Annotated in this window: 19 protein-coding genes; 14 read left to right on the top strand and 5 right to left on the bottom strand. The window is 44.8% G+C overall.

Annotated elements, in window-relative coordinates; all coding sequences use genetic code 11:
- Positions 1-5: 5 nt before the first annotated feature.
- Positions 6-557, top strand: a complete 552-nt coding sequence (locus LEUMU_RS0123670; protein ID WP_022954782.1) for an NADPH-dependent FMN reductase — start codon at positions 6-8, stop codon at positions 555-557.
- A gap of 708 nt (positions 558-1,265) precedes the next feature.
- On the opposite strand, the gene LEUMU_RS0123665 is transcribed toward LEUMU_RS0123670, so the two are convergent.
- The 3 genes from LEUMU_RS0123665 to radC all read right to left on the bottom strand — a co-directional run bounded on the left by LEUMU_RS0123665 (position 1,266) and on the right by radC (position 2,813).
- Positions 1,266-1,697 carry a hypothetical protein gene (locus LEUMU_RS0123665; RefSeq protein ID WP_022954781.1) on the bottom strand — a complete coding sequence of 144 codons (432 nt, stop codon included), beginning with the start codon at positions 1,695-1,697 and terminating at the stop codon, positions 1,266-1,268.
- Positions 1,698-1,803: 106 nt separating this feature from the next.
- A complete protein-coding gene (locus LEUMU_RS0123660; RefSeq protein ID WP_022954780.1) occupies positions 1,804-2,052 on the bottom strand; it encodes a transcriptional regulator in 249 nt (82 codons plus the stop codon).
- Between the two features lie 128 nt (positions 2,053-2,180).
- Positions 2,181-2,813 carry a RadC family protein gene (radC, locus tag LEUMU_RS27585; protein WP_022954779.1) on the bottom strand — a complete coding sequence of 211 codons (633 nt, stop codon included), beginning with the start codon at positions 2,811-2,813 and terminating at the stop codon, positions 2,181-2,183.
- 414 nt (positions 2,814-3,227) lie between these two features.
- On the opposite strand from radC, the gene LEUMU_RS0123650 reads away from it, so the two are divergent.
- The 7 genes from LEUMU_RS0123650 to LEUMU_RS0123620 all read left to right on the top strand — a co-directional run bounded on the left by LEUMU_RS0123650 (position 3,228) and on the right by LEUMU_RS0123620 (position 8,189).
- Positions 3,228-4,001: an AAA family ATPase gene (locus tag LEUMU_RS0123650; RefSeq protein WP_084708228.1), complete on the top strand. Its 774-nt coding sequence runs from the start codon at positions 3,228-3,230 to the stop codon at positions 3,999-4,001.
- Between the two features lie 2 nt (positions 4,002-4,003).
- Positions 4,004-4,390 (top strand): hypothetical protein, encoded by a 387-nt coding sequence (locus LEUMU_RS27580; RefSeq protein ID WP_157474559.1) that lies wholly within the window; start codon positions 4,004-4,006, stop codon positions 4,388-4,390.
- 655 nt (positions 4,391-5,045) lie between these two features.
- Positions 5,046-5,423 (top strand): hypothetical protein, encoded by a 378-nt coding sequence (locus tag LEUMU_RS0123640; RefSeq protein ID WP_022954776.1) that lies wholly within the window; start codon positions 5,046-5,048, stop codon positions 5,421-5,423.
- Positions 5,420-6,118 (top strand): StbB family protein, encoded by a 699-nt coding sequence (stbB, locus tag LEUMU_RS0123635; RefSeq protein ID WP_022954775.1) that lies wholly within the window; start codon positions 5,420-5,422, stop codon positions 6,116-6,118. Before LEUMU_RS0123640 ends, stbB begins: the two co-directional genes overlap by 4 nt.
- Positions 6,115-6,453: a hypothetical protein gene (locus LEUMU_RS0123630; RefSeq protein ID WP_022954774.1), complete on the top strand. Its 339-nt coding sequence runs from the start codon at positions 6,115-6,117 to the stop codon at positions 6,451-6,453. The genes stbB and LEUMU_RS0123630 overlap by 4 nt, the downstream gene beginning before the upstream one ends.
- Before the next feature lie 105 nt (positions 6,454-6,558).
- The gene (locus LEUMU_RS0123625) at positions 6,559-6,870 is read left to right on the top strand and encodes a hypothetical protein (protein ID WP_022954773.1); all 312 of its coding nucleotides are present in this window, start codon (positions 6,559-6,561) and stop codon (positions 6,868-6,870) included.
- A gap of 11 nt (positions 6,871-6,881) precedes the next feature.
- Entirely contained in the window at positions 6,882-8,189 is a 1,308-nt protein-coding gene (locus LEUMU_RS0123620) for a hypothetical protein (RefSeq protein WP_022954772.1), read from the top strand.
- A 432-nt stretch (positions 8,190-8,621) separates the two neighbouring features.
- Here the strand turns inward: LEUMU_RS0123620 and LEUMU_RS0123615 are convergent, their stop codons facing one another.
- Positions 8,622-9,476 carry an ArdC family protein gene (locus LEUMU_RS0123615; RefSeq protein ID WP_022954771.1) on the bottom strand — a complete coding sequence of 285 codons (855 nt, stop codon included), beginning with the start codon at positions 9,474-9,476 and terminating at the stop codon, positions 8,622-8,624.
- A 605-nt stretch (positions 9,477-10,081) separates the two neighbouring features.
- Here LEUMU_RS0123615 and LEUMU_RS0123610 point away from each other — a divergent pair.
- Positions 10,082-11,131 carry a hypothetical protein gene (locus LEUMU_RS0123610; RefSeq protein WP_022954770.1) on the top strand — a complete coding sequence of 350 codons (1,050 nt, stop codon included), beginning with the start codon at positions 10,082-10,084 and terminating at the stop codon, positions 11,129-11,131.
- 1,957 nt (positions 11,132-13,088) lie between these two features.
- Here LEUMU_RS0123610 and LEUMU_RS0123605 read toward each other — a convergent pair.
- Positions 13,089-13,289 carry a hypothetical protein gene (locus LEUMU_RS0123605; protein WP_022954769.1) on the bottom strand — a complete coding sequence of 67 codons (201 nt, stop codon included), beginning with the start codon at positions 13,287-13,289 and terminating at the stop codon, positions 13,089-13,091.
- 200 nt (positions 13,290-13,489) lie between these two features.
- On the opposite strand from LEUMU_RS0123605, the gene LEUMU_RS0123600 reads away from it, so the two are divergent.
- The 5 genes from LEUMU_RS0123600 (at position 13,490) to pilL2 (ending at position 18,259) form a co-directional block, all read left to right on the top strand.
- Positions 13,490-14,353: a phage integrase N-terminal domain-containing protein gene (locus LEUMU_RS0123600; RefSeq protein WP_026745072.1), complete on the top strand. Its 864-nt coding sequence runs from the start codon at positions 13,490-13,492 to the stop codon at positions 14,351-14,353.
- A gap of 213 nt (positions 14,354-14,566) precedes the next feature.
- Positions 14,567-15,691, top strand: coding sequence for a conjugal transfer nickase/helicase domain-containing protein (locus LEUMU_RS0123595; protein WP_022954767.1), 1,125 nt, complete (start codon positions 14,567-14,569; stop codon positions 15,689-15,691).
- A 234-nt stretch (positions 15,692-15,925) separates the two neighbouring features.
- Positions 15,926-16,495: an STY4526/YPO1902 family pathogenicity island replication protein gene (locus LEUMU_RS0123590; RefSeq protein ID WP_022954766.1), complete on the top strand. Its 570-nt coding sequence runs from the start codon at positions 15,926-15,928 to the stop codon at positions 16,493-16,495.
- The gene (locus LEUMU_RS0123585; protein ID WP_022954765.1) at positions 16,488-17,126 is read left to right on the top strand and encodes a PFL_4669 family integrating conjugative element protein; all 639 of its coding nucleotides are present in this window, start codon (positions 16,488-16,490) and stop codon (positions 17,124-17,126) included. Before LEUMU_RS0123590 ends, LEUMU_RS0123585 begins: the two co-directional genes overlap by 8 nt.
- A gap of 410 nt (positions 17,127-17,536) precedes the next feature.
- Positions 17,537-18,259, top strand: coding sequence for a PFGI-1 class ICE element type IV pilus protein PilL2 (gene pilL2, locus LEUMU_RS28450; protein WP_022954764.1), 723 nt, complete (start codon positions 17,537-17,539; stop codon positions 18,257-18,259).
- Positions 18,260-18,368: the final 109 nt, after the last annotated feature.

The following is an 18,368-nucleotide window of genomic DNA, read 5'->3' as shown; positions in this document are numbered from 1 at the left end:
TCACAATGACAATCAACACCCCTAAGCTCTTTGCTTATGCGGCTTCAAATAGTCGCAACTCAATAAATAAACAACTCGTAACGCACGCAGCATCCATGCTTACCGGCTACTCGACGGAAATCGCGGATTTAAATGATTATGAGCTGCCATTGTTTAGCGAAGACGCTGAGAAGGAACTCGGCCAACCGGAAAGTGCCATGAGGTTTTTTAATAAAATCGGAGAAGCGGATGCTTTGCTGATTTCACTTGCTGAACATAATGGAAACTACACAGTAGCCTATAAAAATCTGCTTGATTGGTGCTCTCGGATTAATCCAAAAGTCTATCAAGGCAAGCCCTTGGTGCTGCTTGCGACGTCACCAGGGCCAAGAGGGGGGCAGTCACTACTTGAAATAGCGGCTAATACGGTTTCGTTCTTTGACGCAAACTTATGCGGAACCTATTCCATCCCATCGTTCTATGAGCACTTTAAAGACGGCTCTTTCATAACACCCCAGGCTAATGAAGATTTAGCAGAGGTCGTCAGTGAGTTGAATCCAGAGCGACTAGGGTTATAAATCAAATTTAGTAGGTGTTTACTCCAAAACTCAAGTAAATGTGTGCGAAATGGCAACCTGAAATTGAAAAAATGTCTTTTAAGGAAAACTATCAAGCCATCTCGGGGTAAAAGGTGGTTTGATGGTTGATGTAGTTTTATCGTCAGCCCCCGTGCTTTCCACTCACTGCATTCTTTTCTACCAAAAGTCCAAGTAGCGACTCATTAATCGGTGAGTCCTTAATGCAATCATCGGACCAAATGCATCCATTAATGCTGACGTTACCGCTCATAACATTATATTTAAGGTACACCCTAGTTAGAACGTCTTTTCTTGTCCGAACCTATTCTAACTAGGTTTTTATTTGTATTTTTTATAGGTTGTTATAGAAATAGCTTATAACTTATCTGGAAAGGTTAAAGCATCCAGGCCTAGCATTACGACAAACACAATCACTCGGCACTGCGTGGACCCCACGTCGCAAGGATTGCGGAGTGCGTAGCACGGAAGGGTGAAGGATTTGAAAGGCCATGTCCCGCAGGGATGAAGCGATAGCGTAACCTGAAGAAGCCTGCTGCGTAGCACAACCACTAAAAAGAAGGCCCTTAAATGGCATCGAACCAGCAACTAGAAAGTCACCGGCTCGTTCTCTGAAAAAGGTCAGAATGCAAGGGCACTGACTCAAAATAGCGCCCTTCCCTGCTCCGCGAGCATCTAATCTACAATCTCTTATTCAGTGATGAGACTTTTCACTATCTGAAGTGCACCCTCTAGGTTGCTGGACTTACCACAGAACGTTGGCCTATCCCAAGCTCCACCATTCAGGCAATGTACTTCATACTTAATACCTTCTGGAAAAGACGCATACCAAGATTGCTTTCTTTCCATCATATCTTCTTCATAGTCCTCTTTTGATCGAACCTTTGCATCAGGATACTGGCTCATTCGAGCTACATGTTCCTCCCATGACTCTAGGTTATCTCCCCACTTGTAAGTTCGGATATAGGGCTTTCCCCACCAGTCACTAATCTCTAAACGATCACGATCTTCATTGGGTGTGTCATCAAAACCAGAGCGTTGTTTAGGGTTAATAATTACACCACCGATGGTCTCCTGCTCTGCAGGTCTGTGCTCTTCTAAATACGCTGAAATCTCGCTCATGTTATACCTTGTTATTTAACTGACTAAACATTATTACGTTTTTAAAAAGGATATGGATTACCGATATGCTGAACCAAGTCGAAGACTTGAGAAGCCGTAAGGGAAATCACTCGCCCTGCCTCTCAAAAATAGCCTTAATCTCACTTCGCCAATCAGCTTCTGATAGCTGTAAATTACAATGTTTCGCAACAATTGTAAAAAGGACACTATACGGCATGGCTGCACCAGTAGAACACCATTTACCAATGCGGTTACCGGTGACATCTGCCAACTTTCCCGCCTGACTTCTGGATAATCCTAAGGTCTGTAATATCTCCCGCAGCTCCTCGGGGTTTGGTGGATCATAAACACTCATGAGACCTCCTGATCTGTGATTCAAAATTGCCGCTGGACTAGTGCAAGGCTAAACAGCGGCATCTTACCGGATGGTGAAGTCTTTCACCATCCGTCAGCTTCAGCGCGATATATCGCGCTTCACTTGGGCTATAAATAGCCTCGTTCTGCAAATGACGTTACTCCGTCACCAATAATAAAATGATCAAGTACCCGACAGTCCACCATGCCCAAAGCCTCTTTTAGTCGATCAGTGATTCGGTGGTCTGCCTGACTAGGCTCAGTCATACCTGATGGGTGATTGTGGGCAAAAATAACTGCCGCCGCATTGTGATTAATGACTTGGCGAACAACCTCTCTGGGATGAACAGAGCAGGAATCAATGGTGCCTTTAAATAGCTCCCGATACTCGATCACACGATGCTTATTATCTAGAAATAAGCATGCAAACACCTCATAAGGATACCCTCGTAAGCGAGTTGTTAGGTATTGACGAACAGCATTAACGTCGGTCAAAGCTTCACCGCGTTTAATCTCCTCCTTAATATAGCGGCTTGCAAACTCCATAACAGCCTGAGCCATGTCTGAGCTATTAACCAATGCGGACAGGCTCCCCATTTGGTCTAACCACTGCGCGGATGCTGTTAAATCAAGTCTAAACAGCATAGAAACTAACTCCACATCTGACAATTCACGCGGCCCGCGCTTGCTGCACTCTGCGGCTGAATTAAAGGTGCTCGCGCTGTAGCTCTCAAAGGTTAAGGCTAATGTTTCTTGGATCATCGGGTCTCTCTCCGGTTTTGCCGTTCCGGTTAACCGGTCGGCGTGTTTTTGAAAGTGGTTTTCGAATGAAAACCTGACCCGCTGGCGAAGCGTGGGGGTAGAAAGGATCAAGAACTAAAACGGAAGTTGCAGCTAAGAGAGCGACGTGGCGAAGCCATAAAGAGAATCTGAACAAGTGAGTATTTAGCCGTAGGGCATTCTTTATCCGCGCGCGGGGCAAATGCCCCTAGCCGCCAAACGGAGTACGGAGAGAGTGCAGCGCAGCGGAAGGATCAGAGGGGTAAAGGATCAGGAAGGCTTGTCCCACGGGGATGAAGCGAAGCGGAACCTGTAGGAGCCTGGTGCGAAGCATACCAACATTAAGTAATATTGTGCGTATACAGGTCTCGTTAGCTATTTTGGTATGGCTGATTGATGTTTTCACGCAATAATAGCCAACGGGCTGCTTGCGACTTTGATTTCTACCATTCCATTAAATGCAGTGTGTTAGATGCACTTATTTTAATTGGGGTCACAAGTCTATATAGTTATACATATATACATTTATGGAGTTATACAACAATGCAAGTTTGGGTCTATGCCTGCCAAAAAGGCGGAGCTGGTAAAACGACATTGGCCACTAATATGGCCGTTGCAGCGACGCAAGCAGGCGAAAAAGTCTTGATTATCGATACAGATCCTCAAAATAGTGCGTCTCGCTGGTGGGAACGTCGTGAAGAAGAGGCCCCTGCTCTTGTAAGACTTAAACCTGATGAAGTGTCAGAAGGTATTAAGTTGGCTAAAGCCAATGGTTATACCTTAGTTATTATCGATACAGCAGGTCGTGAGTCTTTACAAGACAACCAAGCAGTTCTTGCTGCTACTTTTTGTCTGGTACCTTGTCAGCCTTCATTAGCTGATATAGAAGCGGTATACCCTACGGTCGACCTGTTGAAGCGGAACAACAAAAACTATGCATTTGTCTTAACTCGATGCCCTTCTGTGGGGCAGGATCAAGTGAGTGCCAGAGAAGGTTTATCTGCATTAGGCTTGGTTGCAAAACCTTTCACTGTTGAACGTAAAGCTTACAAGCTTGCTTATGCAACGGGTGAGGGTGTGAATGAGTATGATGCTAAAGATAAAGCCAGTGATGAGGTAACTGCCTTATACAAATGGGTTAAACAGAAAAGTAAGAGGTTAGCGGCGTGAGCGTGAATAAGACTAAAAAACAAGCAGCAGGTCTTTCTGCATTGAAAAATTTATCAAGCACTACAGCTGAGCCTGAAGTTGATACGCCAGCGGTAGAAACAAAGACAGTTGCAAAACCAGCTAGTCAACGTGCATCAACAACTACACCAGCGGCAAAGCAGCCACGTGCAAAGGCAAAACCGAAAGCCCCCTCCCCTACTTCAACAGGTGAAAAGGAAAGCAAAACTTACTTTTCACTGGGGCTGCCGGCTGAAGCACATGAAAAGTTAAGGGAACTGTCTTATCACGAGCGCACATCAATTACTCGGTTGATTTTGGAAGGCGTGGATCGACTATTTGAAAATCGTGGCCTCCCTCCTCTTGCCAAGTCTTCAAAAGACAAGGATTAGTCAGTCCAGATTTAAGCTCTGACTCGCCAAGCTCACGACTTGGCGGGTCGCCCTCCCCTCCCCTCCCCGCTTTTTGTTCTAACCTCGCTAGCATTTCACGTACCCAGAGAAAGTACCCAACTGCATCTATGCAGTTATGGACCTATACAGTTACATACCTATACAGTTGCATACCTATATAGTTGCATATCTATACAGTTACATACCTATACAGTTACATACCTATACAGTTGCATATCTATACAGTTGCATACCTATACAGTTGCATATCTATACAGTTACATACCTATACAGTTGCATATTTATACAGTTGCATATCTATACAGTTGCATACCTATATAGTTACATACCTATACAGTTGCATATCTATACAGTTACATATATGTATAGTTGTATACCTATACAGATATATTGATGTATAGTTATATAACTGTATATAATTATCTGGCTTGAAAAAGGTTACAGGCATTGCCTTAGTTTGCTGGCGAATGTCATTAGTCAGGATATCTGCCCGCTTTGTAAGTGGGCTCACAAGGAACCTCATGGGGAGTGAATATACTGCGCGGCGTTCGCAAAGCAGGGTTTTGCACGGTTCTGACAATCAGCGTATGTTTGCAAACAAATAGTAAACATTTAAGGAACGAGCAAAAAAATAATGAAAGCGTTAATTAGCCAACTAGAAAGACTGGAAGGAGCAAATCAGAGAAGCCTGGTCTCTATCATTAGCGAATTGAATGAAAGCATCCGCGATGCTCAGGATAAAGGCTACAAGGTTGCCGCCATTCATGAAGCGATTGCAGAGACCGTCACTGTTGACCTTGCGAGCTTTAAAACCTTGCTGTACCGAGCCCGTAAGAAAATAGCCTCATCGGCGACTCAGACGACACCGGTAGTAAAACCAGAAGCGCTGGAAAAGTTAAAACCAAAGCCTCAACAGCAGCCCGCAACCGAACCAGCAACAGCCGATAGAAAATCAGTTACGCAACGTTCAATGAATAAATTAGCCCAATTTGGGAAGGGAAAGGAACCATGAAAATAGCGGTTTTAAATTTTTCAGGCAATGTAGGGAAGTCCACTATTGCCAAATTTTTGCTACTACCTCGTTATCCAGAAGCGGTACATATCACAATTGAAACTATCAATAGTGACACTACCAACAGTGAATCAACACTACAGCTCAAGGGTAAAGAGGTGGATACGATCCAAGAGCAACTGCTCATTAATGATGATGTGATCGTTGATGTTGGAGCCTCAAACGTAGAGCAGTTCATCAATGGTATGAAATTGTTTGCAGGTTCAATTGAAGATTTTGACTTGTTTCTTGTGCCTGTAACACCTGAGAAAAAGCAACAAGTTGATACCATCACAACGGTTGATACCTTGTTAGAAATGGGCGTTGAAGCAGGTAAGATCAAAATCGTTTTCAATCGTATCCAAACAGATATGAATGTAACGGATGAATTTTATGCTCTGATCCAATATCTGAAGACCATCGATATCCAAGTTTCTGCCGATAGCTATATCCCAGATAGCAGCTTTTTTGAGCGAGCTAACATTACTGGTGACACGGTGGAGTCAATCTTAAACGATGACACGGACTATAAAGCCTTAATCAAAGCTTCCGAATCGAAAGCTGAAAAGCTGGAGTATGCGGCTAAAGTGATGATGCCTCGTATTGCTTTAGGCCTTAAGCAGTCACTGGATACTGTGGCAAGTAACGTGCTATGACCGATAAAATCCCCATGAAGGATACATCAGACTTAAGAGCTGCCGCTGCCTTATTCGCGATTGAAGAGGTGGGGGATCTACTAGATAAGTTGGATACCGTTCGAGGGGAGCTAAAAGCTGAGGTTCGTGCTGAGACTCGTTCTGCAGTACTACACGGCATGAAAGGGCTGAGTAAGAAGCAAGAATTGATCATCAATGATGCACTGGATCGCTTAAAGATCCGTGCCAGCTTAGTTGAACCAACACGGTTTACACTTGGTTGGTTGCTAATCTCGGCCATGACTGCACTGCTAACTGGTGTGTTGATTGGTCTTTTTATAGGAAAACTGATCTAAGGAGATAGTCGTAATACCCGATCGTTAAACAGCGCGGGGAAGAGAGCGCGCCAACGCAACTCTCCCCACTTCACTACTCATAATCACTTAACAGGTAAATGAGCAATGCATAAGCATGATAGCACCCCTGATGCACATCAGGTAGGTTCATGCCAGCCCGAGCCAACGCTGGCAGTTATTCCCTTAATCCCTCCCTTAATCCTCTCGATTGCCTACTTTGAGTGGGCCGTGTTCGTCTTACTGCCAACCCTGCTGAATCACCATACAGCGGCTTATCGCCCGGTGATTGAGAATCTGGCGTTTACCGCTATGGGTTTGGTATTGAACATCTCGGCTTTGATTGCGATGAGAGCGAAGCACTGGCGCTACATGTCATTGTTTCTGCTCGGATCTTTCTTAATCACAATCATCTTTTAGGAGGATAAGTTATGGCAGATTCAACACCACTAGTATTGCAAGACGGCTTCGACCCGGGCTTGGCATACAGTACTTATCGCTTACGAAAATTTTCGTTCTATTTAGCTGGCCTAACCGCTTTCTTTGCTTCTCTGTCGTTTATGGTAATGGCCTATGCAGGCAGTAGTTTGTTCGATGACTGGACCTTGCAGCAAACCTTTTATGGATTGATTGGCGTTGGTATTGTGGCCACCGTTACGTTGTTTCAGTTGACCCTATATTCCTCTAGCGAGTTAAAGCGGGAAAAGTGGGTGGCTTTTGCAATGATGGCGGTTGCCATCAGTTTTGCCATCATCACTGAAACGGGTGGAGGTATGCAGCGTGAAGAAGCTCGGGTTGAGGTTCGGTCCAGCAACTCAATATCCATGCAGGGTGTGAAAAAGGCCATCGAGCAAGCCAGCAGCAACCTGACCTCTAACCCCTATCAACCTGCTGTAGAGAACGCCTACAAGGCGCTTTCAGAGGCTGAGTATGAGCTGGGGCGTTGTAACCGACATGCCAGTGTTGGACAGTGGCGAGTTGATCGTTGTGTGACTTATGAAAGCCAGCGTATAGCAAGCAATGAGGGACTGGTGAGCCGCTTAACTAATCAGGAAAAAGAGCTTAAACGTGACTCACTCGCCACTATGGATGCCCTCTTCAGCACAGCCAAGCAGTATGAGCGCGATGATCAGTTTCACATGGCGATCGTCCGTGCCCTTAAGGCCACTTTAAACACCACCTTTGATATAGCCAGTTTGGTCTTGTTTCTAACCACTGTATGCATTTTTGAAGTCGCCCTTCACTACCTTGGACGACGTTATGTCGACGCTCGTGAAGCCCTGCTTGCACATGGCTATGATCTGGTGAGATTTATGCGCCGCACTCCTCGCCGATTAAAGCATGCAGCAGATAAACAGATTGAGAACAAAAAAGAAACATTTGCTCAACTCTCTGGTCAGGATTCAACACGAGCAATTGAGCAATCAGCAAAGCGCGAGCCAGAGGGAGTGCCGAGTACGGTACTTCATAGTGAGCAAACTTTGTATCAAGTGATTCGTGAATTGGTGATTGCTCAGGAGTTGGCACCTAACGTGCGAGCGCTAAAAAGAGCAATGAAGAAGGGTGGTCATTTTTCAGATGACATCATCCGTCAGCAGAAGGCAGAGGAGATTCTGGATACGCTGCATTGCGATACATTGATGAACCTTCGGATATTGTTACCCAATCCAGCCTATACGCAAGGAGGGCTAAAGTGCCCCAAGTACGTATTGAATCCAGCTATCGTAGAGTCGGTATAAAAGTGAAGTAAGCAGGGCAGGGTGGTTATAGCTATCTAGGCGCTGTGATTGCCAGAAATAAATAAGGGATGCCATTGGCATCCCTTATAAGATAAAGATTGACTAGCAATCTTCTAGGCGGTCATCGCGTCCCCGCTGTACCGCCCGAAAACAGTAGCAATAACCAGTGAGTTTGTACAGAACAAGTAAGTGCCAATAACGATGAATGGCCTATTTGACCAGAGGGCGAATACCGCTGTCTGACGCTCTGATTATTCGTTAAATGCCTGGAGCAGGGCAGGGCGGTAGTATCGAGCAAGGCTCAGGGATGAAGCGGCAGTCCACTTGTGAGGGTTTGGGACGGCAGCACGTCTCAATTAATAGCGGATGAGCACCGCGAATTCCTTTCCCGCCCCTTAGAACGCCAACACGTTCTAAGGGAGCCAGAAGGGCTTAGGAGACTTGTAAGGACTTTAGGTAGTCCGCAGCCTTCTCAGCCTGTGAGCAGGCCGTGATGAAGGCTTTAGGCTCGTTTTTAAGTAGTTTGATGTAGCCGTCAATATAGGGTGCATGTTCGTGATCGACTAGAGGTTCAATGCCTAAACTGGGGCACAGGAATGCGGCGGTCAGCTCAGCACATAGCTCTTCTTTGTTGTAGTTCACTGCACTAAATACCGTCAGTGTTTCACGGTTCAGCCGATCACGGTGGCCAGACCAGTGGCCCAGTTCGTGTAGGAACGTTGCATAATAGTGTTCTGATGATAGAAATTGAGTAATAGCCGGCATGAAAATCTCGTCTGTAGAAGGTCTGAAAGCTGGGGTGCCATTACGTTGTACGATATTAGCTGGAATTGCCTGAATAAAGGCCTCAGCGCGTTCCTGAGGGGTGTTCTCGTGAAGCACGGGATTTGCATTAAAGCGGGCTAAAAAGTCCTCGTTCAAGCCATCAATCTGTTCAACGTTAAACACCATATTACGCTTTGCTACTGGAATGACTTTTGCCTCCTGAGTATCTTCCTCAATGGTCTCTAAAGGCTTGAAGAATAATGAGAGTGAGGCCTTTTCACCTTTACGTACACATCCGCCGAGCTTCTTTGCCTGATTGAATGTCATCCAAACCGGATGGGTGTATTGATTCTCGATCATGGCAAAGGTTAATAAAAACCGATTAATGCCGCGATATGGCTCACCAGTCGCCCGCAAGGCGAAGCCCGCTTGTGTGACTGAGTAGCAGCACTCCCAAGGGCGTACACCGCTTTCTAAAGCCTTCAGGATTTTATCGGCGATCTGCTGGTATAAGTTGCTCATTTCTTGTTACTCCGCTGTTAAAAATAAAGGTCGTTTTCGATGAAAACCTGACCCACTGGCGAAGTGGCGGGTAGCAAAGATCCAGTACTAAACCGCAAGTTGCAGCTAAGCAGGCAAGGTACGCGACTGTCTGAACAAGTGAGGAGTTAGCCGAAGGGGATGCTTTATCTGCGCGGGGCTGAAGGCCTTAGGGCTTGCTTAGGAATAAGCAATGAAGCGTTGTATTGAGACTGCTGCGGGAGGATCCCGCAATGCAAAATCCGGGCACGGGAAATCACGGGGGCAGAATCCCCATCAGTGGTCTGGTATGGACTTTTGACAGCGGAAAAACGCCAGAATAGCTAACCATTACTGGGGAGTCTGTGTCGGTATTGAAGTAGAGGATGCCCCAACGGGTTGCCCAATAAGGGTTTGTTAAGAAAGTTCTTTAATAGTTCTTTAAAAGTTCTCTTTTAATCGATCAGTCAGGATATACTGTATAATGAGCTTCAGGCATTTTTAACGGTAAACGGTTTAGAAAAATCAATCTGCCCCGTCTTGTCACAAAGCTTGGGCTTTTGTGGCAACGGGCACTACAAGCGTTTACAGGCTAATAAAGGATAACGATGAGCAATCAGGAAAACGAAGAGGGTCTTACGGAACAAGTTGATTCTCAACAGCTTGAGATATTCCGTAATTTCTATGGAAAAGACGCCGATCAGTCAACCAATCTGTTTAATGCCTGGGATTTCTATGGGGTGTATGCCATTTCCCGCAGAGAGCAGATCAAAATGCGCAAGATCAGCCCCAACCTTCCGATCACGGAGCATGAGTTTCACGTAAATGGTTACAGCCATGCGATTGAGATTACCCCTGCGATTATACCGGTAGACGGTCAGCGGGTGGAGTATTACCCCTCTGAGCGTGAAGAGATTGTTGAGCAAGCCTTACGCCGGATCTTCTTGGAGGAGGGCGGTTCAGTACATGTCCCTGGAAAAGAGACCTGGGTACGCTTCACATTGAAGCAGGTCCAGAATGAACTGTCTCGTATGGGCCATGGAATGTCGATAAAGGCACTGAAAGAGTCTTTAGATATTATGATTGGCTGCAAGATAAAAGTCAGTCAGGGACGAAAGAAGGCGTTTGAGGGCTCGATCCTAACCGAACGACTCTTCACTGACCGCGAAGAGTATTTGGAGACGGGTAAGAGTGTCTGTGCGGCCAGATTCAACACCTTGATTACCGATAGTATCGATAAGCTAGAGTTCCGTCAGATGAACTATCTTCTGTACATGTCTAGCAAGCGTAGCGTCACACGGTGGATCTATAAGCTATTAGTCAGTAACTACCGCAATGCGGGGTATGATGCGCCGCCGTTTAGAATCAGAGCCAGTCAAATCATTCAAGCATGCCGGCTTACGTATACTCGTGAACGTGATGCATACAAGGAAATCCGCTTGTGCTTAGAGGAGCTGAGAGGATTAAAGGATAATACCGGCAACAATGCAGTGATCCCTGATGACAAGGGAGACTTCTTACCCATACAGGAAAAACAACTCAAGCAGGGAGCCAAGATTGTGGACCTTGAGTTTACAATTACAGCTTCAGCGGCATTCATTGCGTTTGTGAAAGCTGCTAATCGACGTTCTAAGGACTTACAACGAATAACTGGCTAAAAGAATATGCACAATGACGCTTTAAGTGGGTAATGCAACTCGCACTTTGTTAAATCGGATTATTCACTATTTGGTTCTGAACCAGCGGACACTGAACCATTGGTTGCAGTTCGTCGATAATCGGTAGAAAAGTGGGTAATCGAACTCGCACTTTGTCTGTAGATGATTGTATGAGAGCCGAAAAAGAGACAACAAGTAATACGCTAATTCCAAATTACGTTACTTAAAATAAATCACTAAATTTACTTTAAAACAATCCTCTCAATGACTGAGGTTCCGTCCAAAGTGGGTAATCTAACTCGCGGAAGTGGGTAATTGAACTCGCGGAAGTGGGTAATCTAACTCGCACTGCTTTATTATTACTCACATACATCGTCGTCAAAATCGACTTATCCACAGGGTAAGCCACTTTTTGAAAGGAAAAGTGGGTAATCGAACTCGCACTAGTGGGTAATCTAACTCGCACTTTGCAAAAAAAGTGGGTAATCGAACTCGCACTAGTGGGTAATCTAACTCGCGTTTTTACCTAAGTGGGTAAAGTAACTCGCGGAAGTGGGTAATCGAACTCGCGCGAAATCATTTTTATACTTATGTTTCAGCCACTTAAAAATAGCTCCCTTTTTCCCTTTCCCTTTTTCCCTTTCTTCCCTGTTTGCACCCCACTTTGTATCAATAACAAATTGGAAACAGAAAAAGAACTTTTGATGAACATTTAATAAAAAGAGTTCGCAAGCTCACCCAATAACACGATAGTGTGTTTATCAAGCCAACGAATACTCTGCTAATAGGAACATCATACTGGCCAAGCCAGCCAAATAATGTGTTCGTACCTCACATATCACCATACATTGCGGTAGTAGGGATATACAGCCCACAATTACCGCTCACTGATTAGCAACAAACCTACCCATGCCAACCATAAATGAAACGCTGCGCTAGGCATTATTAGGGGCTCATCGCCGCCCCTCTTTTTCGCAAGCGAAAAATTCACCCGCTAGGATACAAACTAGAAGATTAGCCTTTGATTATCGCTATATTGGCGATAATTAATTGCTTAGGTGGGGTTTGATCGCTGCTTTAAGCATCAGGCTTAAACACGTTACTTACTGATGTGATTGAAGTGACCTTATGATGCAATTGAAAACTAGCACCGTGGTGCTTAAAACAGGAGCCTGGTGCGGGCGATGGTTTTGCGGGTTTGACTTTGCTTTGCATACGTCACTAGATAGTTAACTAGACAGTGACGTATGCAACTTACGTTGCTTACCTTGGGCTTCTGATGTATATTTTGCAGTGACAGGCCAGTGATGGACTGGCATTGCAAAATATACAGACAAAATTCAGGTCAATAGTTGTTCACAACTATTGATCAGACAAGGCTTGAAAGCATGAGGAAGACAAGTCGGATAAGGGGAAACCTTTATTTCATGCACTTTCAGGCGAAAGCCAAAATGCACAATGGTGCATAGATTCAATCAAAGTGCCTCAGGGCATAGTTCAACCGTAGACAAATCGTTACATTCAACCGAGGGGGGTGTGCAACAGCACCGAACCTATTTTCAATCCAACAGGAGAAATATCAGACACTAACTTTAGATACACTGGCGTAAGGTGACGGCAAGTCGTCATGCTTACAACTGACCTTTTTAGGGCTTATCTCAACTCTCACTTCACCCGAAAGGGCTTCATTAGACGCTTAGTCTCTTGATGGTGACTAACACTAAGCTAACTGTTTTATAAAGAGATAATGGGTATTTGATGGATAGGCTGAATTGGTTACTACGTAAAATGAGTCTATGAAGATGAAAACGAGATAATTCGCTACAGGCATAAAAAAACCGCCCAATGGACGGTTCCAGGAGTTCCAAACTATTTACAGTGGACGAAAGTAAATAGCCTGGGAACAAGGTCATGCAGTAAGCAATTATGCTTAGCCGCCTACTATTGTATTTTAAGCTTATACATTGATAAGAACGGTGTCAGTTCGGGTGTCTTTAACCACGATCTTGATTGTGGACAGTCCGTTATTATCGTTTTTATCATTCAATTGCATATCGATGGAGATACTTTCCGGACTTACATTATGCACTTCATAGAAGGCTTTCAAACTTTCTTGAAGGTCAGATGTAAGAGCCTTCTCATGCGCTGCTAATCCCATGCTTATCACCTTCCTTCAGTTATTATTATGCATCTTGTTATAGCAAGATGATCATGAATCAACAGTGAATAGACAGGGTCGACTTAGGAAGCCAGTGCTGTTGTCCGGGTGCATTTATCGCCAGCTTGGGATGATGATTCCGATATATCAGGTGCTTAAAGTCGTGCCTATGACTATTAATGCAAGCAAGGGTATTAAATTTGAACAGTTTAGATTGGCAGTTGCGAGAATTACAAAAGCATAATCGAGATGGCGGATTTTCTACCCAAAAAAGTCGTCAAGAGACGCTATCGTTGGCTTCACGGCAGCTAAAAACACTTGGTTTTAATCAGCTATCCGTAAAAGGATTAAAGGCTAAGCACGTAGAACGGCTCGTCGAAAAATGGAAAGCTGATGAACTAGCTACAGGTACGATTAAAAATCGAATGTCACACATCCGATGGTGGGCGACCAAAGTAAATGCTAGCCATAAGATTCCATCAAATGATGCACTGAATATAGAACATCGCGTCTATATTACAAATGATAGTAAAGCCGTTGTGCTTAAAGACAGTCATCTTGCAGAAGTTTCGGATAAAAATTTGCGTGATAGCCTTCAGTTGCAATCATTGTTCGGATTGCGACGTGAAGAAGCGATCAAGTTCAACCCAGGTTATGCCGATCTTGGGGCAGCAATCAAATTAAAGCCCAGTTGGTGTAAGGGAAGTCGAGGCAGGGAAGTACCCATTACCAACGATGCACAACAAAATCTGATCGATCGCTTGAAGCGAGAGTATGGAAATAACTCCCTGATCCCTCCTCAGCTGATGTACAAAGATCAATTGAATCTTTACAAAAATGTGGTGCCAACAATTGGCTTAGGGAAGGGGCACGGATTAAGGCATAACTACGCGCAAGTGCGGTATAAGGAGCTCTCAGGAAATGAGTGTCCGGCCTTAGGAGGGATACGTCAGAGGGATATGGATGAAGAGCAGCGGACAGTGGATCGTAACATACGCTTGCAAATCAGCGAGGAACTTGGTCATAGTCGGGAACAAGTTACCTCAATTTATCTAGGTAGCTAGTCTTTATATATTTGGCCGGTACGAGGTGAAATTTATCCAGTTATCGGTTAGGCATGTTGCAATTCAGAGAGATCGGTATAAAGGGGCTCATTACCGCCCCTCTTTTTCGCTACGCGAAAAATTCACCCGCTAGGATACACACTAGAAGATTGATTTAGCCATGCCAGTGGGTTGAGGTTTTGATCTTTGCTAACTGATGCTGACGGATACTGCATGAAACTCTTCCCCTCCTTCAAACGACAAACAATAGATGTTTCCAATCCGGTTATTGAGGGCTTAAACCAGCCATTGCCGGTTGAAGAGTTACTGACTCAGTATCAACCTACAATTGATACGGTGTTTGGTTTGCTATCAATGGACCGGATTTCATTTGACCATCACTTCCAAGAATTTATTAAAAGCCTTCTCCATACATTGCAATGTATACCGGCGGTCAAATATAAGCGTTATTGTCGGCCGTATGGGTTGGCTGACCTCTGCCTACTCGCGGGCATCAATGCCTTAAAGTTACGACGTGGACTGGTATTACCACCAGGTACCCGGACTGATCTGGTTGATGCGCAGCGTAACCAGTGGTCCTTTGTTATTTTCTCAGTAGCTGTCATGGCAACGATTAGGGACAGTCTGAATGACTGTCTAATTGAGATAAGCCACAACGGCCATAGTTTTAAGCGTTGGGATGCTATGCACTCAGGACTTGGAGATGTGGGGTATTTTAGGTTTAAATCAGCGCACTCTAATGACTCTAGTTATGCGATCGCTAGCGCTAATATTCTGGGGAACCGTTGGATAACACCAGAGACCTTAACTTGGCTCGCAGTTGACAATACCGTGATCAGTGAATGGTCAGCAGGGATCAGTGGCCATCACGCGTTGTGTCGGTATGTAGTTAAGTTTATGCAGTTGGCGACTTGCTGCCCGTCTCTGGTTGTGCAAACAGAAGTGGTAGATCCTGCGTCTAAGAGTAATGATGTGAAGGTAAAAAGTTTAGCGCCTGAGACCCAAAGTCAGGTCTTTGATAGCATTGCCAAGGAGCCATTCTTTGATTGGATCTATGAACAAATTGAGCAAGGTACGCTAGTAATGAACACCTCCAACTCATTAATTCATGTGGTCGAGAAAGGCCTATTTGCAGTGACTCCGACACTGTACTCTCGTTATCAAAAGCTGACGGGGTGCTCTGATGAGTCACTTGCCGATATTAAACTACTGGTGCAGGATCATTGCCTGACAGTACGTTACGAAGCGTATGGACGTACTCTGGAAGGCTTTCGGTTTGATTCTAATGATGAGTTGATAGACGGTATGTTTGTCAATGATGAGTTGGTTATTTTGTAAGACAAAAGGAGACCCGTTTAGCGTTATCCATACGTATAATGCGCACCCTCACTTAGATGAATATCAGGCTTTAAAACCATTCAGAATAAGAATAATTCATCTTAATACAGAGAGTATCTGGCTTGATTCGCGTAGGGTCAGATAACAACTATCTATCAGAGAGGCGAGGAGTAGCCATGAATCAGATTGCGGGAATAGTTACGTCTTTAATGGTGTTGAAGGGTAGGGTGCTGAATGCTTAAATCATCTCTAGCCTTGCAATTAGTAACGGAGATCCAGCAATACAGCTTGGATGGTCAATTAGAAAAATTAGAACGTTTAGGTGTCGATCATACGCTGGCAAACAGACTTTCAAAAATGGATGCCAGAGCAGTTCGTAGCGTTTGCAGTAGTCCCTTTTTTGATATCACAGTGAATGCCTCCAAACTAGAGAACCTCATTAGTTATGCAGATCAGGAGGTAAAACTTGCGGATCTGATTGATCAGCTAGTTCTCAACGATGCACCACGTAAAATGCTAACGAAAGAGTATGGCTTGAGTGGTAAAGAATACATGGTTATTCGTGAGCGTCATGGTATGGAAAGGGCACCCATTGGGCGCTGGAAAATACCGGAAGTTGAGCAGCATAGTGATCAGCATAAACGTCTATTAACAGACTTTGATCGCCTGTTTAATGAAGATATATGCCTCATGTCTTCTCCTGAAAGATGCTTGCGACTAGCCAATGAGTACAACCTGACGATCAGAGAAATTCTGACCTTGTGGAGTCGATTCACATATGACGAAATAAGTACTGATGAATAGCCCTAAGGCCGCAAAATTGGAGCTACTCACATTTCAGGCAAAGCGTATGCTGCAGGGGCGGCCCGGTGATGCTGAGTTCGGTTTGCGGCCGATCTATGGCCTTTTCCAGTTTGCGAGTTTAGCTCGCATTATTTGGGATGATGCTGCTTTGGGGAATCCTTATGCCTTGTGGTGGTTGGTTCGGTTAACGGATAGGCAACAGAGTATTCAGTTGTTGTTGGAACAGTGCCAGCAAACGGTGCAGACGTTAATGAATACAAAGGATGTAGTTCCATTCCAGCCCTTTGAGCCAGACCGGCCTATGTCGGTCGATTTGAATCTGAAAACACCTTACAGCTGGCAAGCTGCCAGACAAATAAAGCAATTTGATGATTTTTGTTTGATGGCCATGCAAGTGAATAGGGTGGGGTTGATGACAGACAGTCAGATGCATACCCAGATTGCAACACTAAACCAAGGCTTGCTGGCCTTGTTTAGTGAAGCGATGCTATACCATTCCCATGCTCTAAATCGTGAGCAACTGCAGCTACAGACGGATGTTGCGAAGGCTGCTATGAAGCAAATGGGGATAGTGCCTAAAGCGATCCTCACTGGGCAGCTAGTTCCGGCCTATTCTCCCTCTGGTAAATAGAACCCTATTCATGATCTATTTCTTCTCAGCTCTCAAGCCAATGAAGTCAAATGGCCAAATTGAACGGTCACGCTTCGTGAGGGCTGTCGTTAACCACAAGTTATATAGTGCTGTGTTCACAGTCGAATTCTAATAAAAATTATTTAAAACAAAAACACACTTTCATTTTATCAGCATGACCTAAAAGTCGCTGTCGATGACCACTCTTAACCCTGAGTCTACAAGCAACCAGTTACCAATTTTTTAATACCTTTGGTATCACCTAGTGGTGCTCAAACATCACTTTGCTGACTGGCAATCCGTACTTTCTTTGCCGTTTAAAGTGACAGGCTTGTGATTCTTATAAGGCAGTTCATTCAGTAGCGTCCATGCTCTAATAGTTTTAGTTAATCGAGGTGCGAGGGTGCCATATGAGCAAGCTAAAATTAATGGTCAGTGTCATGTCACTTCTCTTTTTAAGTAGTCATGAACTGGCTGCCTCACCCAAGGGTGATTCATCTCAAGATGCCATGCGTGTATCGCGCTATGTGACATTGAGCCCTGGGGCATCAATGGCACAACGCAATCCATTGCAGTCAGTGATTCCAAAAATTGTCTTTAGTCCACATGTGAAAACTGTCTTTAATGCTGTCGAGTCTTTGCTTAAAGATTCAGGGTATCAGATTGCCAAATACCATCCGGATAGACGAGTCCATCAGCTATTCGGTTTGCCTCTACCTGACGTGCACAGAACGATGGGACCGATGAGTTTAGAAAGTGCCTTGGAGACCCTGTCTGGGGAGCCGTGGATATTAGCTGTTGATCCAATTAATCGACTGATCACTTTCCAATTGCCACTGAGTTATAAAGCCCCGCTGGTATCTGTCCCTGTATCCGTAAGCCGTGCCTCACATCAGGTCAGAGCAGCGCGGATCAAACCAGCAGTTAAAGCGGCAGCAAGTAGAACCATACCCGTTGTGCGTAAGGCTCCGATGGTGCCTGTAATTCAACGAGCTGCAAAACCTCACAGTAGCCGGAAACAGGTTGCCAGCTATAAGCAAGGCTTGAGCACAGTACTTGGTGAGATCAATTCATCTGTACTGAATAAAGGCACCGTTTTAACGCTGGATATGATCCCACAGGAGCTACGCTAATGATTACCAAACGACACCTCTGCTTACTCAGCCTGTCCGTGATTATCATCGCTGGATGCTCGGTATCTAGCCCAATGTTAGGGGAGAATCGTTCGCTTGTTAAAATTGT

The organism is Leucothrix mucor DSM 2157 (assembly GCF_000419525.1).
Taxonomy (GTDB): Bacteria; Pseudomonadota; Gammaproteobacteria; order Thiotrichales; family Thiotrichaceae; genus Leucothrix; species Leucothrix mucor.
The sequence above is the reverse complement of the archived record's forward strand: the minus strand, read 5'-3'. Positions and strand labels throughout refer to the sequence as shown.